A 22,245-nucleotide genomic window follows, 5' to 3' on the forward strand; every position below is an offset into this window, starting at 1 on the left:
AGACCACGAATGCCCACACAGTAGGAGCGATGCTCGTGCTCGTAACCGGATTTCCCGCGGGGATGTTCCAGACGAACTGCTACATCCTTGCGCAGGACAACGCGAAGGAGTGCGTCGTCGTCGACCCTGGCCAGGACGCCGCGGAGCCTCTGATCGAGTTCCTCACCGGCTCCGACATGACGCCGCGCGCAGTGCTCCTCACGCACGGTCACCTCGACCACGTCTGGTCTGCCCAGCCCATCGCCGATCGATTCTCGATCCCCACCTACATCCACCCGGATGATCGCCACATGCTCAGCGATCCAGGCGTGGGATTGGGATCGAGCCTCGCTCCGCTGCTGGAAGGAACCACGTTCACCGAGCCGCACGAGGTGATCGAACTCGCCGACGGCGACGAGATCGAGCATGCGGGCATGACGTTCGTCGTCGATCACACACCCGGCCACACCCAGGGCTCGGTCGTCCTACGCACCCGCACGAGTAACCCGGACGGTGTCGAGTTCGACGTCGCACTGACCGGCGACACGCTGTTCCAGGGATCGATCGGTCGTTCCGACCTGCCCGGCGGCAACCATGAGCAACTGCTCGCGTCGATCGCCGCGAAGCTGCTGGTGCTCGACGACACCACAGCGATTCTGCCCGGCCACGGCGGCTCCAGCACGATCGGGCAGGAGCGGACCTCGAACCCGTTCCTGGTCGGTCTCACCGGATCCCGCTGACCCGGTAAGCATCGAATCTTCCGACGAGAGAAAGCAGCGACAGTGAGCAAGGCCTCCACGTTCTCGGCTCCCAAGGGCGTGCCCGATTACGTTCCACCTCAGTCCGCCGAGTTCGTGGCGGTACGCGACGGATTGACACGAGCCGCGCGGTTGGCGGGATACGGGCACATCGAACTGCCGATCTTCGAGGACACGGGGCTGTTCGCGCGAGGTGTCGGTGAGTCGACCGATGTCGTCACCAAGGAGATGTACACCTTCGCCGATCGCGGCGATCGATCGGTCACATTGCGACCGGAGGGCACCGCAGGCGTCATGCGCGCGGTGATCGAGCACGGTCTCGACCGCGGGCAGCTTCCGGTCAAGCTGTCGTACTCGGGCCCGTTCTTCCGTTACGAACGACCCCAGGCCGGGCGCTACCGACAGTTGCAGCAGGTCGGGGTCGAGGCGATCGGTATCGACGACCCGGCGCTCGACGCCGAAGTCATCGCCATCGCGGATACGGGCTTCCGGGCCCTCGGCCTCGACGGTTTCCGCCTCGAGCTCACCTCTCTCGGCGACGACACCTGCCGACCGCAGTACCGGGAGCGATTGCAGGAGTTCCTGTTCGGTCTTCCGCTCGATGAGGAGACGCGTCGTCGCGCGGAGATCAACCCACTACGGGTGCTCGACGACAAGCGACCCGAGGTTCGGGAGATGACAGCTGGTGCACCGTTGATGCTCGACCATCTGTCCGAGAGCGCGCAGGCCCACTTCGACGAGGTGCGCGCACATCTCGACGCGCTCGGCGTGCCGTACGTCGTCAACCCCCGCATGGTGCGCGGACTCGACTACTACACCAAGACCACGTTCGAGTTCGTACACGACGGACTCGGCGCTCAGTCCGGCATCGGTGGGGGAGGCCGATACGACGGACTCATGGAGCAGCTCGGTGGACAGGCGTTGTCCGGCATCGGTTTCGGGCTGGGTGTCGATCGCACGATCCTCGCGCTCGCCGCAGAGGGCAAGACCGCGGCCACCTCCGCACGGTGCGAGGTGTACGGCATTCCGATGGGGGATGCGGCCAAGGGTGCGCTCGTACCGGTGGCGCACCGACTGCGAGCCGCGGGAATCCGCGTCGATCTGGCCTATGGCGGCCGAGGGCTCAAGGGCGCGATGAAGGCAGCCGACAAGTCCGGCGCCGTCGTCGCACTGGTCCTCGGCGACCGGGAACTCGAAGCCGGCGAGATCGTCGTCAAGGATCTCCGCAACGGTGAGCAGGAGACAGTGCCGCTCACCGACGTCGTCGCACGCGTGGGTGAGGCAGTTGACCGCGCCTGACGGTCGGCACGCGCCGAAGCCGATCGCACTCGACCTGATCCCCGCGCAGCTATTGGCTCCGCGCGCCCGGAGACTTGCGCTGCTCGCTGTTCTCGTCGGTCTGATCGTGGGCGCGATCGTGTGGCTCGTGGCATCGTGGTGGATCGCGGCCCTGGTTGCCGCTGTCGTCGGCCTTGTCCCGGCACTCGGTGCGATCGCAGTCACGAAACGGCACATCCGACTCGACGGAACGGTGATCACAGCCAGCGGACTGCTCCGATCACGCAGGGTCGAACTCGAGCACCTCGCGGGGATCGAACTGCTGGTGCGTGTGGGCCGGGTGTCGCAGGTCATCGTGCGCGTCAACGACGGCAGGCACAGCCTGATCATGATTCCGATCGCCTTGTACAGCGGTGACGGGGGCCGTGAGCTCGAAATCTTCGCGCTACGCAAGTTGGCAGATGCCTTCGCCTCGAGTGAACTTGCTTCGGCGGCCGCGATCTCGTCTGTGCTCGTCGAGCAATTACGCGCCGAAGCGCGGGATGCCGGACTCGGTGAACGCCCGTTGTACCGCGCGGTCGAACTGGCGCGCGGCGCGGGACGGGTACCTCAGACGACACTGACAGACCACGAGGTGGCATCGCTCATCGAGTGATGCCACCTCGTGATGCCTGCCGGACGGATCACCACTGGTCGTCGACGGCTCCGATCACCGCGGGGGTCACGAACGGCAGTTCGCCGACCACCTCGCTGGTGGTCCCGGAGGTGACGAGAATCCCTCGAGTGCGATGGTGTTCGGTGTCCTCGGCGCGGTGTGCTGCACCCAGCGGGGCCCCACCGAAGGCAGGTCCGCGCGCGGCGGTGCTTGCATTGCCGGCTGCACCCGCGCCGGCGGAGGTGGGGGCCGCTGCGACAGGTGCTCCGGCCGCCGGAATCGCCGTCGCACCGGAGCTTGCTGCGCCGTAGCTGCCTGCGGCGCTGCTGTATGCCGCACCTGCGCTTCCTGTTCCGAGACCTGCCGCGCCGGCACCGGACGTGACCGAGGTGGCGAGCGTGGCGGTTGCGCCCGTCGTTCCTGCCGAGGTGGGCAGGGTGGAGGCGGGCTCGCCGGCAGGGCTTGGGAAGATCTCACCGATCTTCGGTATCGCGCCTGAAGCCGAAGTGGCGAACCCACTCGGATCGAGCGGCATCGATGTCATGGCAGGTGCAGGCACCGGGATGGGCGGAGTCAGTGCATTCATCGCTACTGTGTGCCCGGTGAGTTCTCCGCGGGTCCGTGCGACGACGGCAAGCGCAGAACTGACGTGCTCGACGGCCGATGCGAGAAGAGCAGCCTGACCTGGCGGAGTCATGGCCACCGGCGCGGTCGCGACGGCGGACGCAATGAAAGACTGTGCGATGCCGGTCAACTCGATGTTTCCGCGCTCCACGGTAGCGGTTGCCGCGCGGGTCACCTGACCGATGAGGTTGCCGCGCTCGCTCAGTTCGTAGGACGCGAACTGTGCTCTGGTCGAGTGCTCGGCGGTGGTATCGGCTGCAGTGCCCTCCCATGATTCGGGAAGGGCGGACAGCGCCGATCGGCCGAGCGCGGCGGCACCGTCGAGCAGCCCTGCACCCTGTTCCAGGATGACCGAGGGATCGAGGGCTCCGCAGATGCCGGTGCCGAACATGTTTCCGAGTTCGGCGATGGGGCGGAGCAGCTCGTCGATCTCCGGCAGTGTGGGGATCGGAATCGATTGCAGCAGTTCGTTGATGGTGTCCGGCCCGGGTGCCGTCGGCGGTGCGAACGTGGGCAGTTCGGGTGCCGGTGGCAGCGGCATATCGAGCACGGGCGCCACCGGCGATGCGCGCAAGGCATCGAGTACGGTGGGTGAGACCTCGGGCGCCGGTATCGGCGCGACAGCGTTCACGCGAGGCTCCGGTCGGAGCGGGCGAGAGCGACGGCGGTGGCAGCGTCGGTGCCGTCGTACGCGGCGGCAGCCTCATGTGCCGCAATGCCGTTGGATGCGTACGCGAGTGTCAGTTGCCCCACAGCGCGCGTGTGTTCGCTCTGTGCGGCGACGAACGCTGCGAGAAAGTCGGCGCCGATCAACCCCATTGCCGGACTCAGTGATGCGACATTCGCTCCAAGATCCATCGATCCGGCCCGCGCAACCTGTTCTGCTGCATGAAGATTGGTGTTTCCGTACAGTCGTACTCCATCGGGAACCACCCGGATTCCGGCACCGGGAATCAAACCGCTCATCGAACCCCCCTCGATATCAACGTGTGGAGCACTTTAACTCGAGGTGTCCGGTAGTGCGACCGGGCCTCCATGTGGAGCGAGTTGTCGGGTGGGTGAAAGTGTGTATCGAACACCAATTCGACGCGGTTGTTGACATCGTATCGTACTAGTGTTCGACTGTGGTGTATGCGGTGGACGACGCTGGCGGTGGACGTGGACGACGGTGCGCTGCCCGGACTCGGGCGCTCCGATCTTGTGCGCCGCGTGCAGACCCCCGAATTCGATGGCATCACCTTCCATGAGGTGTTGTGCAAGAGCGCATTGAACAAGACGCCCGAGGCGTCGCGTCTACCATTCGAGTACACGGTCAACACGTTCCGGGGGTGCAGTCACGCGTGCCGCTACTGCTTCGCGCGCCCGACCCACGAATATCTCGACCTCGATGCCGGCCACGACTTCGACGCTCAACTCGTGGTCAAGACCAACGTCGCGGCCGTCCTTCGTCGGGAACTCGCGCGCAAGTCCTGGAAACGCCAGCACGTGGCGCTCGGCACCAACACCGATCCGTATCAGCGTGCCGAAGGCCGGTATCGGCTGATGCCGGGCGTCATCGGTGCCCTCACGGAGTCGGGTACTCCGTTCTCGATTCTGACGAAAGGCACGCTCCTTCGACGCGACCTGCCGTTGCTCACGCTTGCGTCACGCCAGGTCGATGTCCGTCTCTCGGTCTCCCTGGCGATCGGCGACCTCGAATTGCAACAACAGATCGAACCGGGGACGCCGTCTCCGAAGGCGAGGCTCGATCTCATCCGTGCGATCACCGACGCGGGGATGTCGTGTCATGTGATGGTCGCTCCTGTCATCCCGTATCTCACGGATTCGAGACGGCACCTCGAGGGTCTGTTCGCCGGCCTCGCAGCTGCGGGTGCGTCCGGAGTGACCGTGATTCCGATGCATCTGCGGGGATCCACGCGGGGATGGTTCCTGTCGTGGCTGGGTTCGGAGCATCCCGCTCTGCTGCCGCGATATCGGAGGCTCTACGGTCGAGGCGCCTATGTGGGCAGGGAATACATGCGTTGGCTCGACGCGCGAGTCGATCCGCTCGTCGAACAGTTCGGACTCGGGAGTGGACGAAAGGCGCCTCGAACCGCGGCCCTGCCTGCTCCCGTCCGGGAGCGTGAAACGATCGGTCCTCCCACACTTTTCTGAGATGCGGATGCGCGTGTAGAGACTTTCGGCCCGCGCCTCCGAAGGCTTTCGGCATCACCGGTGTGGGCGCTACGACAATAGGTAGTATTCACCGTCGCCACGGTCCTACCATCGAGCCGTGACCACCACGAGACGGGTTCGGCGACCCAAGAGTTGGCACCAGCGAGCAGGTCTGCCCGTGCGGGTATGGCTCGTGTTACTCATCGTCGCCGGGCTCGCACATCCGTTCCTGCCGGAGTCGCGATGGCTGCTCGTGCATCTGTTCACATTGGGAGCAGTCACCAACTCGATCGTGGTGTGGTCGCAGACCCTTGCCGAACGATTCCTGGGATTTCACCTCGCCGAAACCGAGCGTGGGCCACAGCTCATCAAGATCTATGCTCTCAACGTCGGAATCGTCGTCACGATCGTCGGTGTCGTCGGTGGATGGTTCCCGGCCACCCTCGCCGGAGCGGTACTCATCGGTGCGATGGTGGCCTGGCATGCGATCTCCCTGCTCTTGCTGACCGTGCGGGCACAGCGGGAGAGGACCCGGGCGGGGGACCGGCCTGCCGGCCATGCGCAGAGCGTGTGGTTTCTCGTCGCGTCGTCGGCGATGCTGCCGTTCGGTGCCGGATTCGGCGCAGTGCTGGCCTACGGGGCCACGGAGCAGACCGAAGCCGGATTTCTCCTTGCTCACCAGGCTATGAACCTGCTGGGGTTCCTCGGCCTGGCCGCAGCCGGAGTGCTCACCGTCATGTACCCGAATCTGATCGGGGCACCGGATGCGCCGTCGGGACGACGCCCTGTAGCCCTGGCGGTCCTGCTCATCGGTATCGCGGTGCTCACGGCCGGGGCCTTGACCGGAAACTCGCTCGTCGCAGCGGCCGGTTGCGTGGCCTACCTGGCCGGATGGATCGTCGTGGCAGCACCGTTGTTGCGCGATGCGCTATCGCATCCACCCAACGGATTCGCTGCCGCGTCCGTCACCGCGGCGATGCTGTGGTTGCTCGGGTCGCTGGCCGCCCTGGCTATCGTGCTCGCGACCGGGCCGATGGACCCGGATCGGGCAACACTGATGACCGTGCCCTTCCTGGCCGGATTCGCGGCGCAATTGCTGTTCGGAGTCATGAGTCACCTGCTGCCCACCTTGATGGGCGGGGGACCCGCGGTAGTCGGCGCAGGCGTAGACAAGATGAACCGATGGTGGATCTGGCGGATCGTCGTCATCAACACCGGCCTGCTGTTGTTCCTCGCGCCGCTCCCGAGCTGGATGCGAGTCGGGGTCACCTCACTCGTCATGCTCGCCTTCGTGATGTTCCTGCCCATCATGATCACCAGTGCCAGGGCGTCGGCGGCGGGCCGCCGAGCTGTGATGGCGGGGCAGGCACCACCCGAGCACGACCCGGCCGTACATCAGCGTGGCCTGCAGGCCACCGCGGCGCTGGCCTGCCTCGCGCTCGTCTTCTCTGTCTTCTCAGGTCTCGGCGGCGCGAGCATCGGTGGGCAGGACGCTTCGGCAGGTGTCACTCCGACCGGAAATACGACGGAGGTTCACATCGAGGCCATCGGGATGCGTTTCACCCCCGATACCGTCAACGTGCCTGCGGGTGACCGATTGGTCCTCACGGTCACGAATTCGGACGATCAGGTGCACGACCTTGTTCTTGCGACCGGCCACAACACCGGCAGGCTCGCGCCGGGTGAGGCCGCGACGCTGGAAGTGGGTGTCGTCGGCGCCGACATCGATGGCTGGTGTTCGATCGTCGGGCATCGACAGCAGGGCATGGTCTTCCGCATCGTCGCGGACGATGGTGACGGCGAGGCGATGAGCCACGGCCACGTCTCGGCAGGCGGCACGCCGACAATCGACCTCGCTGCAGACCCGGGCGAGGGTTTCGTGGCCCGAGACCCTGTGCTCGAGGCTGCACCTGTGGGCACAACACATCGCTACACCTTCGAGATCACCGAAGTGCCAGGTGAATACGCTCCGGGTGTACCGCAGACCATGTGGACCTACAACGGGCGAGCGATGGGACCGACCCTGAGGGGGAAGGTAGGCGACCTCTTCGAGATCACGATGGTCAACAACGGAAGTATGGGGCACTCGGTCGACTTCCACGCCGGCATGGTCGGACCCGACGAGCCCATGCGCACGATCAATCCGGGTGAGGAGCTGATCTATCGCTTCCGGGCCGAGCACAGCGGAATCTGGCTGTACCACTGCGCGACTCCGCCGATGGCGGTACACATCGCCGCGGGGATGTTCGGTGCGGTCGTCATCGACCCGCCGAGCCTCGGACCGGTCGATGCCGAGTACCTCATGGTGCAGTCGGATGCCTACCTCGGCGCCGGGCAGGTCGACGCAGAAAAGGTCGCGGCGGGAAATCCGGATCTGGTGATGTTCAACGGATTTGCGGGCCAGTACGTGCATCGTCCGCTGCACGCAGCGACCGGCGACCGTGTGCGCATCTGGGTCCTCGATGCCGGCCCCAACGAGACAGTCGCCTTCCACGTCGTCGGTGCCCAATTCGACACCGTCTACAAGGAAGGTGCGTATCTTTTGCGTGCCGACGATCCGGACAGCGGGGGCTCGCAGGTCCTCGACCTCGCGGTCGCGCAGGGCGGGTTCGTCGAACTGCAGTTTCTCGAACCCGGTACCTACACGTTCCTCAACCATCGGATGTTCGACGGTGACCGCGGCGCGATGGGGAAGATCGTCGTCGAATGACGGTGGGGAACGGCGAGAAGTCTGCGGCGGGTGTCGGGTCAGGTTGTCGTTCGCGACCGGTCGGCCACCAGGCTGTCGAGGATCGGCGCCCACGTCTCCTTCCGGTCCGGAAAGCACCGTGTGAGCAGATCGACCATGACGGCAGGTGCGATGGACGCTCCCGGCGACGCACCGAGTAGCCCTGCGATGGTCCCGTCGGCGCTCGTGACGAGCTCGGTTCCGAATGTGAGCACGCCGCGGCCGTGTTCGTCCGGCTTGATCAGCTGTGCACGCTGCCCGGCCTGCATGAGGTGCCAGTCGGCGGGATCCGCGCCCGGGTAGAACCGGAGGAGCTGCGCGAACTTGCGTTTCTTCGACGAAGCGAGTTGCCCGAGAAGGTACCGCACGAGGGCCAGGTTGCGCAGGCCTGCGGTGGCCATCACGACGGCGTTGCGCGGGCGGATCGTGCGGAACAGGTCGGACAACCGGCCGTGTCGTAGTAGCCGGGTGCTGAATGTGGCGTACGGGCCGAACATCAACGACCGACTCCCGTCGACCACGCGCAGGTCGAGGTGCGGCAACGACATCGGCGGAGCACCGATATCGGCCCGACCGTAGACCTTTGCGGTGTGCCGTCCGACGACCGCCGGGTTGTCGGTACGGAAGAACTGCGCTCCGACGGGGAACACGGCGTATCCGCGCACCTCATCCAGTCCTGCATTCTGGAGCAACTCCAGCGAATAGCCGCCCGCGCCGACGAAGACGAACCGAGAGGTGAGACAGAAGCGTTGCCCGCCGGCGCGGTCTCGACCGGAGATCGTCCACAGGCCGTCATCGCGGCGGTGCAGGTGTGAGACCTCGTGGCGCAATCGCACGTCGGCGCCGCGGGCGGCGATGTCTTCGGCGAGCCACTTTGTCAGCGCCCCGAAATCGAGGTCGGTGCCGGCGAGGTGGCGCGAGGCCGCCACGGGCTCGGCGTCGGTGCGGCCCTCCATCAGCAGTGGAGCCCACTCTCGGATGGTCTCGGGATCCTCGGTGTATTCCATGTCGGAAAAGGCCGGTGATGTCCGCAGGGTGTGCACCCGTGTGCGGAGGTACTCGACGTCTCGCGTGCCGAAGACGAGGTCCATGTGGGGTGTGGGAGTGAGGAACTCCGGCATGGTGTCGTTGGCTGCGAGCGACGACCAGAACTTTCTGGAGATACAGAATCGGCGCGCGATGTCCTGCGCCGTCGCTCCGTCGGTGGGATCGGGCATGTAATTGAGTTCTGCGTAGCCCGAGTGCCCGGTGCCTGCGTTGTTCCATGCGGCGGAACTCTCACCGGCGATCTCGTCGAGACGTTCGAGGAGGACGATCGAGGCATCGGGTTCGACGCGGGACATCATGGCGCCGAGGGTGGCGGACATGATTCCGCCTCCGATCAGGACGACATCGTGGACAGTGTCGGATGTGTTGTCTCTCATGGGAAACACTCCTTCTCTCGCTGGTGCCCTCAGGCTCCTCCACGGAGACCGATCCGTCCAATGAGGTGATCGAGGAAGTATCATCCGAATATGGATGGAACTCTGTCGGCCGAGGTCGCTGAGATGGTCCCGCTGCTCGCAGCCTTCGACACCGCCGCGGCGGAGGGGCACATCACTCACGCGGCCGCCGTCCTCGGTGTGCCGCAGTCGTCACTGAGCAGGCGACTGAAATCACTCGAGCAGATCCTCGGGGTGGCCCTGTTCCAGCCGGTCGGTCGGGGTGTCGCATTGACTGCAGCGGGTCGCGATCTGCACGAACGTACCCGCGGTGCGGTTCGCGGACTCGACGACGCGGTGAACGTCGTGCGCAGCAACGCCGACCCGGACAGCGGATCGGTTCGGTTCGGATTCCCGCTCACCCTCGGTCCCGTCAGCATTCCCTCACTGCTCGCCGAGTTCCACGAGACCGCACCACGGATCCGGTTCGCGCTCGTCCAAGCCCACGGCGAGGCACTGTGCGGGATGGTCCGAGACGGGCGCCTCGACCTCGCCGTCGTGATCCCGCCCCCGGACGACCTGCCTGCCGTACACATCGGGACACAGCGGATCCTGCTCTACGTCGCGCCGTCACACCCGCTGGCAGGGCGGACGCAGATCGACCTCACCGAACTCGCCGACGAGCGATTCATCGCGAACCCGCCCGACTACCATCTGCGGCAGCTCCTCGACACCTGGTGCATGGACGCGGGTTTCGTGCCGCAGGTAGCGATCGAGATCGGTGAGTTCGAGACTGCGCGCGCACTCATAGCGCAGGGACTCGGGGTCGCACTGCTCCCGGTGCCCGAGCGCCGAATCGCGACCGGTCGAGTCGCTTCCGGTGGCAACCTCGTCGGGATCGGGCTGACCGGACACCGCGAGCGGGACATCGGTCTGATCAGGGGGAATCACCGCCCGACCCCGGCAGTCGCGCGGCTGCACGATCACATCGTGCGCAGAGCGGGCTCGTTCCTTCCCGGAGGCCGATGATCGATCGAAACGGTCAATTCGGCAGCTCGAGAAGATACTTGTCGAGCACGGCCCGCACCTCGTCGGAGATCGGCGCCGCACCGCCTTGCGGTTTCGTGCCGACATCCACTGACGTCGCCAACGCCACGCACCGGCCGTGCTGGAACAGCGCTGAGCCGAGAACCAGCGACGAAGTGCCGATCTTCAGTACTCCGGTGGAGATCACGACTTCGTGGGGATAGAACACCTCGGCGAGATAATCGATCTCGATCCGGGCCAGCACCGCGCGTTCGAAGGCGGGCCCGTCGAGGGCCGAGGCGAGTTCCTCCATCACGAGCACGCGGGCCTGTTCGAAGTATCGGGCGATCGACACATTGTTGACATGCCCCAGTGCGTCGACGTCACCGAACAGCGGGGTGACTGTGCGGCGCAGCGGATAGAGGTCCTGCGACAGCCGTCGCGGATCGTGACGCATCGGGGTCCGGCCTCTCGTGCAGGTGTGGGTGTCCATCACGATACCCACGGCGGATCGAGGAAGCCGCGCCGATCTCGGTCAGTGGAGTTGCGCGCGCATCCAGGCCGGGTCGGGGTTGGTGTGTGCGCGTCCTCCGACAAACACGGTCGGCACGGTCTCGTTGCCGTCGTTGACCGCACGCACCCGTGCTGCCGCTTCGGGATCGCGCCAGATGTTCACCCAGATCGCGCGATCGGCGCGGCGGAGCAGTGATGCCCGCAGGCGCATGCAGAACATGCACCCCGGGCGCCAATAGATCACGGGGGTGTTCGTGTCGGCCGCCTCGATTCGGGCCGCGGCATCGTCGATGTGGCGCGGGAATGCCAGCGGGGATCCGACCCAGGCGAGCACAAGTAGAACGACCGCGATCGCGATCGAGGCAGAGGTGAGAGCTCCGGTTGCCAGTACGAGCACGGCGACTGCCGCGATCGCCAGCGAGGGGATCCAGGTTCTCCACATGAGCCACAGCGTACTTCCGGTTGCGCCCGGCAGAGTCGGGCGGCGATCGAGTCGGCCGCCACGCTAGCGTTGTCGATCATGGTCGTCACCGAGCGTTCACCTCGTGTTCCCGCACAGTTGGCCCAGCCGATGCTGTTGGCTGCTTTGTCGACTGCGATCGTCCTGGCGCTGCTCGCCGTGGCAGCAGTCCCCGTGCGCGACGAGTTGTATCTGGCCATCGCGCAGACTTTCGAAGGGTCGTGGTCGGGGCCCGCAGCAGGTGTCGTCGCCGACAAGGGGTTACTCGTTCTCGTGGCCACCGCAGCTGTGCTCGCGGTGCGGACCTGGCTCGAGAATCGCCGCGCCTTCGTCACTCTCGTGGTGGCAGGGGCCGGGGTCATCGTCGCGTACTTGTCGAGCGAATTCATCAAACTGGTGGTGACCGAACCGCGGCCGTGCCGTGCCCTCGGCATTCGGACCGTTCTGGATTGCCCGGAGATCGGTGACTGGTCGTGGCCGTCGAACCATTCCGTGATCGCTGCGTCGTTTGCCACCGCGTGTGTGCTTGCGGTCCGGCGAACGCTCTGGTTCGTCGCCCCGCTGGCCGCGGTGCTCGGTCTCTCACGCGTCGCAGGCGGCGTGCACTACGTTCACGACGTGTTCTCGGGCATGGCGTTGGGGGTGCTGGTCGTGTCCTTGGTGACGGCAGCATTACTGCCGCTCGCGGACCGGATCGGGGCATTCCGGGGGTCGGGTCCGGTCAGGCCTTCCAGTCGGCCGGACGAACCGCGTGGCGGCTGAGGATCGAGATGCGGTTGAACGAGTTCATCGCGATCGCAACCCAGATGATCGCGGAGACCTGCGCATCGTCGAGGACCTTTCGGGCTTCCGCGTAGCGGCAGTCCTGCTCGTACGACGACGGCAGGGTCGTCACCAGTTCGGCGAGGGTCAGTGCGGCACACTCCGCCTCGGTGAACAGGTCGGTGTCGCGCCATGCAGGCAGGACGGCGAGACGCTGCGCCTTCTCACCTGCCTTCAGCGCGTCACGAATGTGCACGTCGAGGCAGTAGGCGCATCCGTTGATCTGCGACACGCGGACATTGACGAGTTCGGTGAGCTTCCGGTCGAGGCCCGCCTCGCTCACCGCGTCTCGGACGGCGACCGCGACCGCCACCTGTGCGCGGTACACCGGGCGGGTCTGCTTGTCGATGGGGATGCGCTCACTGCGTTTCATGTGTGCCCTCCGGCCGGTCGACGATGGTGTCGTACTCGTGGTGCTCGGCGACGTATCTGGCGACGTACGGGCACACCGGCACGATGCGTCCGTCGTGCGCCGCGACGTCGTCGAGTGCGAACTTCACGAGGCGGCCCGCGAGGCCGAGGCCCCCGTAGTTCTCGTCCACCTCGGTGTGGACGAACACGCGTCGCGTGCCCTCGCCGTCCCGGTAGTCGGCGTGCCCCACGACGGTGTCGCCGTCGAGGATTTCGTAGCGACTGCGCTGCGGATTGTGCGTGACGCTGATGTCGGCGAGGCGGGGATCGGGAGTATCCGTGGACATATCAGAATCCTTCCGGCAGGTGCGGCAGCCTTCGAGCGTAGCTGCGAACGACGGGGTCGTCGGCCGTTCTCGTGGTTCACCGGGTCAGCTGGTGCGCCTGTGTTCCTGCATGTGGTTCTGGATCGCGGTGAAGGCATCGCCCATCACAGTGATGACCTCAGGGGAGAGGACGTCGAACATGGTCGCGCGTACTGCGGCGACATGGCCGGGTCCGGCCGAGGCGAGGACCGCGGCGCCGGTATCGGTCAGCTCCGCCCATGCGCCGCGCTTGTCGGATTCGCATTCGACACGCCGGACCCACCCGGCGCCCTCCATGCGGGTGATGGCACGGGTTATCCCGCTCCTGGTGGTGGTGCTCGCGTCGGAGAGTTCTCGCATCCGCAGTCTGCGGTCTTCCGCTTCGGAGAGAAGGACGAGAATCTCGTAGTCGGCGAATGAGATTCCCGAGTCGCGCACCAGCTGCTTGTCCAGGGATTGGAAGAGCATGCGGGTGGCGTCGAGATAGGAGCGCCACAGCCGGTGCTCGTCGTGGGCCAGCCACTTCGTCGGTTCCATAGTTCAACCATAGCAGGTAGTTGACGAAGCAACTATCAATTTGCCATGATAGTTGACAGATCAATCAGTTGGCGGGCGGCTTGCTGCTGCCGGTGTACGGAGGAGGGCTCGGATGGCTGTCATCGCGCAGGACCAGGATTCGTTCGCGCATCGCCGCGAGGAGATCCGCGACCGTTATCTGCTGCCCGTGGGAACGCGACCCGAATCATCTGCGCGGGGCTTGCACCACACGGCCATTGTGAGCGGCGACGTCGAGCGCACCGTGGTGTTCTATCAGGAACTGCTCGAGTTCCCCTTGGTCGAACTCATCGAGAATCGCGACTATCCCGGATCGTCACACTTCTTCTTCGATATCGGCAACGGAAACCTCTTGGCGTTCTTCGACTTCCCCGGTCTCGACATCGGCCCCTACCGGGAAGTGCTCGGCGGACTGCATCACATCGCCATCAGCATGGAACCAGCTAAATGGACGCACCTGCGTGACAAGCTGACCGCCGCAGGAATCGAAGTCGCCGAACACAGCGAAGTTTCGTTGTACTTCCCCGGCCCCGACGGCGAGCGCCTCGAGCTCATCGCCGATCCGCTCGGTGAAATGTACGGCTCGACCATCCTCTGACTCGCTCCGAGTCGATGACACCCGGTGTGTGAAGCACCGATGGCGCACACTGAACCATGAGTTCGGCACAAGACGGAAGGTCACGATCGAGATGAGCAACACCGACGCCACACCCACCGAGATCCGCTGCCGCACCGAGGATCCTCCGGTCGGTGACACCCGGAATCCGCGCGTCGAGATCATCACCTCGCGTGAGGTGCCTCTCGGCGGTCCGCGTGCCATGCCCGTGCGTCGCACCCTTCCTCAGCGACAACGTTCCCTCATCGGTGCATGGTGCTTCGTCGACCACTACGGACCCGACGATGTCTCGGTCACTGGAGGCATGGACGTCGCACCTCACCCACACACCGGCCTGCAGACTGTGAGTTGGCTGTTCACAGGGGAAGTCGAACACCGGGACAGCGACGGAGTGCACGCCATGGTTCGCCCGGGCGAGATGAACCTGATGACCGGCGGCCACGGCATCTGCCACTCGGAGGTCTCGACACCGGCGACGACCACGCTGCACGGCGTCCAGCTGTGGGTGGCCCTGCCCGACTCGGACCGCGACGCCCCACGCGAGTTCCAGCATTACGTGCCCGAACCCACCGACCTCGGCGGTGGCACTGGCAAGGTGTTCCTCGGAACCCTCGCCGGCAACACCTCGCCGGTCCGCACCTTCACACCGCTCCTCGGTGTCGAAATCGTCATCGACGCGGGCGCGACCCTCTCTCTCGACGTCGACTCCGCGTTCGAGCACGGGATCCTTGTCGACACCGGAGAAGTTGCGCTATTCGATACCGTCCTGCAGCGCGCAGCACTCGGCTACGTCGGCACCGGCGTGCCCCGGTTGACCCTGACCAACCGCGCCGATGAACCCGCGCGAGTGCTTCTGCTCGGAGGTGCGCCGTTCGGGGAGGAAATCGTCATGTGGTGGAACTTCGTCGGTCGGTCCCACGACGAGATCGTCGCCTTCCGCGATGCCTGGCAGAACGGATCCGACAGGTTCGGGCGCGTCGAAGGATACGTGGGAGACGTCGCGAGGCTTCCCGCGCCGGGTCTGCCGAACGCTCAGATCCGTCCCCGCCGCAATCCGCCCACCGCAGACCCGAACTGCTGACCCGGAGAAACAATCACCATGAGCACCGCTGTCCACGAACCGCACCTCGACGTCCGCCGCGCAGACGACCGGCCCAAGACCAAGATCGACTGGCTCGATTCGAAGCACTCCTTCTCCTTCGGGCAGCACTATGACCCCGCGAACACCCACCACGGCGTTCTGATGGTGAACAACGACGACATCGTCACCCCTGGACAAGGTTTCGACACACATCCCCATCAGGACATGGAGATCGTCACTTGGGTTCTGAAGGGTTCACTCGTCCACCAGGATTCGACCGGTCATTCCGGTGTCATCTACCCTGGGCTGGCTCAGCGCATGACCGCGGGTTCCGGAATTCTGCACTCGGAGAAGAACGACTCGTGGCGCTTCGACGGCGCCACCGGTCTGCACGCCGAACAGCACGATGAACCCGTTCACTTCGTCCAGATGTGGGTGTTGCCCGACGAAGCCGGCGTAGCACCGGGATACGAGCAGCTCGAGATCGACCGCGAACTGCTCGCCGGTGACCTCGTACCCGTAGCGTCCGGGATCGACGACCACGCGGACCACGCGGCAATTCGCATCCGGAACCGGTATGCGGCACTGCACGTGGCGCGGATGCAGCCCGGACGTCCGGTCACATTGCCCGACGCACCGTTCCTGCATCTGTTCGTCGCGCGCGGCAATATCGCTCTCGAAGGGGTCGGACTGCTCGCCGAAGGCGACGCGGTGCGCGTCAGCGGCGGAGGTGGGCAACAGCTCACCACCGATACCGGCGCCGAAGTCCTCGTGTGGGAGATGCACGCCACCGTCGGCGGCCGAGCGCCGCAGTAGGCTCGTGGATGTGGAATTCTCTTCGGCCGATCTCTCCGCCACAGCGGTAGCGCTGCTCCGTGACAGTGGGCCGCGCACGCTGTCGGGACTCGCGGAAGCTCTCGCGGACCGCGGTTTCGGAGATCGCACGCGGATCGAGGCTGCGATCGAACTCGACGATGCACTCTCCGACCCCGTAATCACCGAGCTGCGCGACGGACGCTATGTCGCGCTCGATGCCGTGCTCGACGGGCGCGTTTTCGCCCATCGGCTCACCGCGGAAGAGATCGCGGCGAATGCCGTCGAATTGTTCGACGTATTGCTCCCCGCCTTGCTGGTCCAGGCCCATTCACCGATCAGCGTCGCTGTTCCCGGATTCCACGACGATCTACTTGCGTCCCGCTCACTGACCGACAAACCCTGGGCGCAATTCGGGGTCGTCATCCTGCCCGAAGACGTTCTGGCTTCGCGCAAGGCAGGCGACCTCGTCGCGCTCACCGTCCGACACGGTGAGGTCACCGTCGAACAACTCGAAGACGAAGTGATTGCGGGCACGGTCGGCGCATGGGCGTCGGCGATCTCGGCGCGGGCCCCCGAATCGGATCTCTATCTCGAACTGGATCTGCTCGAGGCACTTGTCGCCGATCCACGACTGGCGCGCGACCGGTGCGCCCCGCTGAGCGAACAACTCGCCGAGGCCGGATTCGCACGCGCAGGCAACAGGGTGATCCGGACGGATGTTGTACCTGCCACGAGACAAGCCGAACAGGAGACCGCCGCATCCGGTTGGTTCGGCAAGACATTCGGGCTCGACGAAATCTCGGCGCGCACGGCCACTCGATTCCTGGCCGTTCTAGTGTCGTGGTCCCCCGCGGACGACGAGGACTACTCGCTCGAAGCCGACCTGGACGAGTACTTCGATGACCCCGCCGCACTGACACCACTCGCAGCTGCGGCTGTTGCGCAGCTGGTGGTGGACGAGGCGCTGCTCCGGCTCGGAATCGGACCGCGCGAGGTGATGCAGGCCGCGGAACAGCTCTTACGTCGTGGGCCTCGCGTCACGCGGGCCGCCGCACACTGGATGATCGGACGGGCCGAACTTGCGCGCGGCGATGTCCACGAGGCCGAACGCCGCTACCGACTCGCATCCTCGGAGAATCCCGGTTTCTCACCCGCATCGGAAGGTCTCGCGACATTCGCATCGATGCGAGGCGAGGCAACCACGGGTCTGCTGTTGCTCGAGCGAACCGCGACCGGAACCCAGCATGCAATGTATCCGTTCCTGCAGCATTTCAAGCCGGTCGAACACCCGGAACTGGGCCGCAACGACCGCTGCTGGTGCGGTTCGGGCCTCAAGTACAAAGTGTGTCACCTCGGTAAGGCCCACGCCGCGCTCGAGCACCGCGCCGTCTGGTTGTATGCCAAGGCAGGTCTGATCATCGACCAACCGCGCTGGCAACGACTCTTGGCCGACGTCGATCCGGCCGACGACAACGTGCGGCTGATAGCGGACGTCGTGCTGTTCGACGGTGGAGCGTTCGACGATTTCGTCGAGCACTGGGCTTCGATGCTTCCCGAGGACGAACGCGACCTCGCGCAGCGGTGGCTGGGTGCGCCACTTGTGATGGGAGTGCTCGACGAGGTGCGTCCCGGCGACGGATTCACCATTCGCGAGCCGAGCAGCGGCAAGAGCACGCGAGTGATGGATCGGACCGTGGGTGACGATGTGGGCGTCGGTGAGACCGTACTGGTCCGACCACTCCCGGTCTGCGGGCAGTGGCACAACTATCTCGGTGTGCACCCGGTTCCGGACGGCAGCCACGAAGCGGTCCGCGCGCTCCTCGACGCACCGGAGCTGTCCCCGCAGGCCCTCGGGCGGGTACTCGGGGACAGCGACCGGTGACGTCGAACGAACTTATGCGGTGTCCTGCTCGGAGGGGAGCAGTCGGGCCAGCACGTCGGTGAGGGTGATCAGGCCGACCACCCGGCTGTCGTCGGTCACGGTGGCGAGGTGATTCCTCGACTCGCGCATCGTGGCGAGCGCCTCGTACACCGGAATCGCCGCGTCGAGTGTCAGTGCCGGCCGCATGAGATCTGCGGCGGTGACACTGTCGCCGGCCTGCAGGCTGTCACGTACGTGGACGACACCGTCGATGTGCCCGTTGCCCCGGACGAGCAACCGAAGGTGCCCGGTGCGTCGCACCACGTCCTGGATCTGCGCCACGGTGGCCTCGGGCCGGACACTGCTCGGATGCGCCTGTGGGGTGACGATGTCACCCACCGTGAGCGTCTCGAGTTCGAGTGCGCTGCTCAGATGGCCGTGGTACCGCTCGTCGAGTGTCCCGACCGTGGCCGAATGCTCGACGAGATGGCGTAGTGCGTCCGGATCCTGACCCGATGCGACCTGGTCCACCGGCTCCACTCCGACCTTGCGGAGCAACCAGTTCGCCATGTGGTTGAGCTGCATGATGAGCGGCCGCATGACCCACATGAAGCCGCGCATCGGGAGCGCGAGCAAAGTCGCCGACTTCTCCGGATGCGCAATGGCCCATGACTTCGGCGCCATCTCACCGACTACGAGGTGCAGGAAGGTGACGATGATCAGAGCCAGAACGAACCCGGCGACGTCGGCGAGCCACAGCGGCGCGCCCCAGCTCTCGAATGCCGGTGTGAGCCAATGGTGGACCGCAGGCTTGGTGATCGCGCCGAGTGCCAATGTGCACACGGTGATCCCGAGCTGTGACCCCGCCAGCAGCACCGACAGTTCCGAAGCGCTGCGCAATGCAGCACGAGCCGACCGACTCCCCGGTGCCGCATCTTCGAGCCGGTGGCGCCGTGCGGCGATCAACGCGAACTCGACGGCGACGAAGAATGCACTCGCCGCGATCAACACGACGGTCGCGACTGCGACCACCCATGGATTATCCACGGTGCTTCACCTCGCCGTCCGTCTTGTCGTCCACCGCTGTGTCGTCGTTCGTGGCCTCGCCGCGCCCGCTTCCGTCGGCGCCCAGGGTCACGAAGATCGAGGACGGAACGTGCTTGTCGACCGAGCGGACCTCGGCAGTGAGGAATCTCGCCGCAGGATGCGATTCGTGCACCAGATCCGCCGGATCCGGATCGACGTCGATCGTCACCGTGTCGCCGACCTCGGGAAGTCCGCCGAACTCTGCTATCACCAGACCCGCGAGGGTTTCGTAATCCCCCTCCGGGAGTTCGGCATCGAGCGTACGGACCACTTCGTCGAGGTGCGCATCGCCGCGGATGAGCCACCCATCACCCGATCGGGTGATCACCTGGGTCTCGATCGCGGGATCATGCTCGTCTGCGATCTCGCCCACGACTTCTTCGGCGATGTCCTCGACCGTGACGACACCGGCGAAACCGCCGTACTCGTCGATCACCAGCGCCATCTCCTCTCCCGTGGCGTTGAGCTGCGCGAGTACTTCGGGCAGTGCCAGGGTCGTCGGGACGATCACCGCGGATCTGCAGACGTCTCCGGCCGTACCGGTCGGATTCTCGATTGCCAGGAGATCGTGCAGATGAACGACACCTCGAATATCGTCGGACGAGGTGCCCGCAACCGGGTATCGGGTGTGCCCGGTGCCCATCTTCTCCAAGACGCTGCTGACGGGTTCGTCGACGTCGACGAAATCCACGCGAGCACGGGGGATCATGGCGTGTTCTGCAGTGCGGGTGGGGAAGTCGAGGATCCGATCGAGCAGTTTCGACAGCTCGGGATGCAGCTCGCCGGTGTCGCGGGATTCGGCAACGATATGCTCGAGATCCCGAGGTGTGGCCGAATGCTCCACGTCATGGACCGGCTCGATCCGCAGCACTTTCAGCAGCAGGTTCGACGACGCATCGAACAGCCGGATGAGCCACCCGAAGAGCTTGAGGTACACCGTGGTGGAGAGTGCGAGCCACCGGGCGACCGGCTCGGGCCGGGCGATCGCGAGGTTCTTCGGGACGAGCTCACCGAAGACCATCTGCACCACGGTGGAGAACAACACCGCGAGGACGGTGCCGACAGCGACGCCGACGGCGGTGGGCACTCCCACTCCTCCGAGTGCCACACCGAGGCCACTGCCGATCAGGGGCTCTGCGACGTAACCGACGAGTAGGCCTGTGATCGTGATACCCAGCTGTGCACCGGAGAGCATGAACGAGGTGCGGCGAGTGACCGACAGAACGCGTGAGGCGACTTTGTCTCCGCTTTCGGCGCGGGCCTTCATCCGCGAGCGGTCGACCGCCATGTAGGCGAATTCCTGGGCCACGAAGTATCCGGTCAAAGCTGTGATGGCCAGAACGACGAAGATTCCGAAGGCGATCCCGAGTGCGGTCAGCATTCGGTGTTCCGAGTGCCGGGAACGAACTGAGGTTCAGGGACAGGGTGGTCGTCCACGGACGGGGACGGGGCGGGTCTTCGAGGTTTGCGCTTGGCGCGTCTCATAGTTCTCTCTGTGTGTATTCGCGGACAGGTACCTGTTCAGGATAGGGGGTCCGCGCCGGTGCAGTGCGTCGACTGCCGCCGTGTCGGTGCCCCCTCGGCCCCAGCGCGGCGACGATGGTAGGTCGAAGAATGATCGGTGAACAAGGGGGAGAGCGTTCGGTTCCGGCGCGGCCCGAGGCTCCGCACATCGAATTGGTGGGTAATTTCCTTTTGTCCGATGTGTGAATTATGGCCGTGCGGGAAATTTGCTCGACACTGTGTAATTCGATCTTCTCGCGGCATTTCCGAGGCTATTTCAAGGCTTCGGTGGCGAGTTCGTCTGCGGAAGGACGCCCGGTAGTTGGACTGCTTCCACCTGCGAAGATGTAGATTTTCTCATATCCGTGATCGATTCGTGATTGGAGTCCAGCCGCGGAAATGTGATTTGTTTCTCACCCGTCTGTGCTGCGGAATCTGAATTCTCTGGTAACAATTGAACCGCGGTCGCTACCGCGACCGGACCGCTGTTGATTCTCCACAGATGGGATTTACACATGCTCGCTGACCTGGCCGAATTCTTCGTCAACGCCGCTGACCTCTTCGGGGCACTCGACTTCTTCAGCGGTTCCGCTGAAGGAATCAGCAGCGCCCAGCAGTAGTTCTGTCGATCTTCGGACCCGGGGGCCACGGCCCCCGGGTCCGACTCGTTTCCGAACATCGAGGCTGGTTGCGGGCGCGCCACCTATCCTGGGCGCTATGGCAATAGCAACCGCCGACCACGTCTCGCGCGACGAACTGCTCGACTTCGTCCGCCCCCGCCACCGTGGCGTATTGATCACGTGGCGGAGATCGGGCACACCGCAGGTCTCACCCGTGACTCTCGGCCTCGATGACGACGGCAGAATCGTCATCGCGACCTACCCGCAGCGGGCAAAGGCGGTGAACCTACGCCGCAACCCACACGCGACCGTGTGCGTCCTGTCCGACGAGTTCAACGGTGCGTACGTCCAGGTCGATGGCGTCGCGGAGGTGCTCGACATGCCTGGTGCTGTCGAGCCGCTCGTCGACTACTTCCGATGTATCTCCGGGGAGCATCCGGACTGGGACGAGTACCGCGCCGCGATGCGCGAGCAGGGCAAATCGCTCATTCGCGTCACCATCGACTCGTGGGGCCCCATCGCCACCGGCGGATTCCCGCCGGAACTGCAGCGCTGACCGGCCCTCGAGGAGTCACATGGTGCATCGAACCGTCGACGTCGGTGAACGCAGGGCCCGCCTCGCCGTCCGCCATCGCATCGCTCCGGCCTATCGCGCGGCCGACGCAGTCGAAGCCGCCAGGAGCATGGTGTGCCTGCACGGCACCGATCCCGCGACCGTGTACCTCTCCACGTGGTCGCGAGTGACCGATTTCTCCGCGGCGGAACTCGATGCCGCGCTCTACCTGTCTGGGTGAGAGTGCTCCATCGTTCACGGTGGAGGTGAATCACTATCACGCAGAATGGCGTTGGGACTCCACGTACTCGGCGATCACGGACAAGGGCGCACCACCTGCGGTGCCGCAGTAATACGACCGCGACCATAAATGCCCGCCCCACAGATACCGAGACACATGCTCCGCATGGTCACGGCGCA

General features: G+C 65.3%; 24 protein-coding genes. 13 read left to right on the plus strand and 11 right to left on the minus strand.

Annotation, left to right across the window (positions count from 1 at the left end; translation table 11 throughout):
* The first annotated feature begins 35 nt into the window (after window positions 1-35).
* Genes MWU77_RS15885 through MWU77_RS15895 form a run of 3 tightly spaced genes read left to right on the plus strand, consistent with a single transcriptional unit; the run spans window position 36 to window position 2,670 of the window.
* The gene (locus MWU77_RS15885; RefSeq protein ID WP_247274210.1) at window positions 36-719 is read left to right on the plus strand and encodes an MBL fold metallo-hydrolase; all 684 of its coding nucleotides are present in this window, start codon (window positions 36-38) and stop codon (window positions 717-719) included.
* A 42-nt stretch (window positions 720-761) separates the two neighbouring features.
* Window positions 762-2,036, plus strand: a complete 1,275-nt coding sequence (hisS, locus tag MWU77_RS15890) for a histidine--tRNA ligase (RefSeq protein WP_247274193.1) — start codon at window positions 762-764, stop codon at window positions 2,034-2,036.
* Window positions 2,023-2,670, plus strand: a complete 648-nt coding sequence (locus tag MWU77_RS15895; RefSeq protein WP_206040034.1) for a hypothetical protein — start codon at window positions 2,023-2,025, stop codon at window positions 2,668-2,670. The genes hisS and MWU77_RS15895 overlap by 14 nt, the downstream gene beginning before the upstream one ends.
* Window positions 2,671-2,698: 28 nt before the next feature.
* Here MWU77_RS15895 and MWU77_RS15900 read toward each other — a convergent pair whose 3' ends face one another.
* Window positions 2,699-3,925, minus strand: a complete 1,227-nt coding sequence (locus MWU77_RS15900) for a hypothetical protein (protein WP_247274194.1) — start codon at window positions 3,923-3,925, stop codon at window positions 2,699-2,701.
* Window positions 3,922-4,260 carry a type VII secretion target gene (locus tag MWU77_RS15905; protein ID WP_169688865.1) on the minus strand — a complete coding sequence of 113 codons (339 nt, stop codon included), beginning with the start codon at window positions 4,258-4,260 and terminating at the stop codon, window positions 3,922-3,924. The genes MWU77_RS15900 and MWU77_RS15905 overlap by 4 nt, the downstream gene beginning before the upstream one ends.
* Before the next feature lie 165 nt (window positions 4,261-4,425).
* Here MWU77_RS15905 and MWU77_RS15910 point away from each other — a divergent pair, with 165 nt between their 5' ends.
* Together MWU77_RS15910 and MWU77_RS24970 are read left to right on the plus strand one after the other, a co-directional pair.
* The gene (locus MWU77_RS15910; protein WP_247274195.1) at window positions 4,426-5,448 is read left to right on the plus strand and encodes an Rv2578c family radical SAM protein; all 1,023 of its coding nucleotides are present in this window, start codon (window positions 4,426-4,428) and stop codon (window positions 5,446-5,448) included.
* Between the two features lie 118 nt (window positions 5,449-5,566).
* On the plus strand, window positions 5,567-8,158 hold the full coding sequence (locus tag MWU77_RS24970; RefSeq protein WP_247274196.1) for a multicopper oxidase domain-containing protein: 2,592 nt from the start codon (window positions 5,567-5,569) through the stop codon (window positions 8,156-8,158).
* Window positions 8,159-8,196: 38 nt separating this feature from the next.
* On the opposite strand, the gene mqo is transcribed toward MWU77_RS24970, so the two are convergent.
* A complete protein-coding gene (gene mqo, locus MWU77_RS15920; protein ID WP_247274197.1) occupies window positions 8,197-9,600 on the minus strand; it encodes a malate dehydrogenase (quinone) in 1,404 nt (467 codons plus the stop codon).
* A gap of 90 nt (window positions 9,601-9,690) precedes the next feature.
* Here mqo and MWU77_RS15925 point away from each other — a divergent pair, with 90 nt between their 5' ends.
* Window positions 9,691-10,626, plus strand: coding sequence for a LysR substrate-binding domain-containing protein (locus tag MWU77_RS15925; RefSeq protein ID WP_206040035.1), 936 nt, complete (start codon window positions 9,691-9,693; stop codon window positions 10,624-10,626).
* Between the two features lie 13 nt (window positions 10,627-10,639).
* Here MWU77_RS15925 and MWU77_RS15930 read toward each other — a convergent pair whose 3' ends face one another.
* Together MWU77_RS15930 and MWU77_RS15935 are read right to left on the minus strand one after the other, a co-directional pair.
* Entirely contained in the window at window positions 10,640-11,116 is a 477-nt protein-coding gene (locus tag MWU77_RS15930) for a thioesterase family protein (RefSeq protein WP_247274198.1), read from the minus strand.
* A gap of 42 nt (window positions 11,117-11,158) precedes the next feature.
* On the minus strand, window positions 11,159-11,578 hold the full coding sequence (locus tag MWU77_RS15935) for a glutaredoxin domain-containing protein (protein ID WP_169688870.1): 420 nt from the start codon (window positions 11,576-11,578) through the stop codon (window positions 11,159-11,161).
* Window positions 11,579-11,656: 78 nt separating this feature from the next.
* Here MWU77_RS15935 and MWU77_RS15940 point away from each other — a divergent pair, with 78 nt between their 5' ends.
* Window positions 11,657-12,358, plus strand: a complete 702-nt coding sequence (locus MWU77_RS15940; RefSeq protein ID WP_247274199.1) for a phosphatase PAP2 family protein — start codon at window positions 11,657-11,659, stop codon at window positions 12,356-12,358.
* Here the strand turns inward: MWU77_RS15940 and MWU77_RS15945 are convergent.
* The 3 genes from MWU77_RS15945 to MWU77_RS15955 all read right to left on the minus strand — a co-directional run bounded on the left by MWU77_RS15945 (window position 12,318) and on the right by MWU77_RS15955 (window position 13,671).
* Complete coding sequence (locus tag MWU77_RS15945) at window positions 12,318-12,791, minus strand: carboxymuconolactone decarboxylase family protein (RefSeq protein ID WP_169688871.1); 474 nt, start codon at window positions 12,789-12,791, stop codon at window positions 12,318-12,320. The genes MWU77_RS15940 and MWU77_RS15945 overlap by 41 nt on opposite strands.
* The gene (locus MWU77_RS15950) at window positions 12,778-13,116 is read right to left on the minus strand and encodes a GNAT family N-acetyltransferase (RefSeq protein WP_247274200.1); all 339 of its coding nucleotides are present in this window, start codon (window positions 13,114-13,116) and stop codon (window positions 12,778-12,780) included. Before MWU77_RS15950 ends, MWU77_RS15945 begins: the two co-directional genes overlap by 14 nt.
* Before the next feature lie 84 nt (window positions 13,117-13,200).
* Entirely contained in the window at window positions 13,201-13,671 is a 471-nt protein-coding gene (locus MWU77_RS15955; protein WP_169688873.1) for a MarR family winged helix-turn-helix transcriptional regulator, read from the minus strand.
* Window positions 13,672-13,783: 112 nt separating this feature from the next.
* Here MWU77_RS15955 and MWU77_RS15960 point away from each other — a divergent pair, with 112 nt between their 5' ends.
* From MWU77_RS15960 to MWU77_RS24975, 4 genes are all read left to right on the plus strand, one after another.
* Window positions 13,784-14,287: a VOC family protein gene (locus MWU77_RS15960; RefSeq protein WP_247274201.1), complete on the plus strand. Its 504-nt coding sequence runs from the start codon at window positions 13,784-13,786 to the stop codon at window positions 14,285-14,287.
* 91 nt (window positions 14,288-14,378) lie between these two features.
* Entirely contained in the window at window positions 14,379-15,386 is a 1,008-nt protein-coding gene (locus tag MWU77_RS15965) for a pirin family protein (RefSeq protein ID WP_169688875.1), read from the plus strand.
* 18 nt (window positions 15,387-15,404) lie between these two features.
* Window positions 15,405-16,202, plus strand: coding sequence for a pirin-like bicupin family protein (locus MWU77_RS15970; RefSeq protein WP_247274202.1), 798 nt, complete (start codon window positions 15,405-15,407; stop codon window positions 16,200-16,202).
* A gap of 10 nt (window positions 16,203-16,212) precedes the next feature.
* Entirely contained in the window at window positions 16,213-18,084 is a 1,872-nt protein-coding gene (locus tag MWU77_RS24975; RefSeq protein ID WP_247274203.1) for an SEC-C metal-binding domain-containing protein, read from the plus strand.
* A 12-nt stretch (window positions 18,085-18,096) separates the two neighbouring features.
* On the opposite strand, the gene MWU77_RS15980 is transcribed toward MWU77_RS24975, so the two are convergent.
* Window positions 18,097-19,110: a hemolysin family protein gene (locus tag MWU77_RS15980; protein ID WP_169688878.1), complete on the minus strand. Its 1,014-nt coding sequence runs from the start codon at window positions 19,108-19,110 to the stop codon at window positions 18,097-18,099.
* Entirely contained in the window at window positions 19,103-20,530 is a 1,428-nt protein-coding gene (locus tag MWU77_RS15985) for a hemolysin family protein (RefSeq protein ID WP_169688879.1), read from the minus strand. The genes MWU77_RS15980 and MWU77_RS15985 overlap by 8 nt, the downstream gene beginning before the upstream one ends.
* Window positions 20,531-21,369: 839 nt before the next feature.
* On the opposite strand from MWU77_RS15985, the gene MWU77_RS15990 reads away from it, so the two are divergent.
* Entirely contained in the window at window positions 21,370-21,828 is a 459-nt protein-coding gene (locus tag MWU77_RS15990; protein WP_169688880.1) for a PPOX class F420-dependent oxidoreductase, read from the plus strand.
* A 19-nt stretch (window positions 21,829-21,847) separates the two neighbouring features.
* Window positions 21,848-22,066 (plus strand): hypothetical protein, encoded by a 219-nt coding sequence (locus MWU77_RS15995; protein WP_240959319.1) that lies wholly within the window; start codon window positions 21,848-21,850, stop codon window positions 22,064-22,066.
* Between the two features lie 36 nt (window positions 22,067-22,102).
* On the opposite strand, the gene MWU77_RS25145 is transcribed toward MWU77_RS15995, so the two are convergent.
* The coding region (locus tag MWU77_RS25145; RefSeq protein ID WP_374229886.1) for a transposase at window positions 22,103-22,245 on the minus strand (143 nt) is incomplete at its 5' end.

The sequence above is a fragment of the Rhodococcus sp. F64268 genome (assembly GCF_023015605.1).
Lineage (GTDB): Bacteria > Actinomycetota > Actinomycetes > Mycobacteriales > Mycobacteriaceae > Rhodococcus.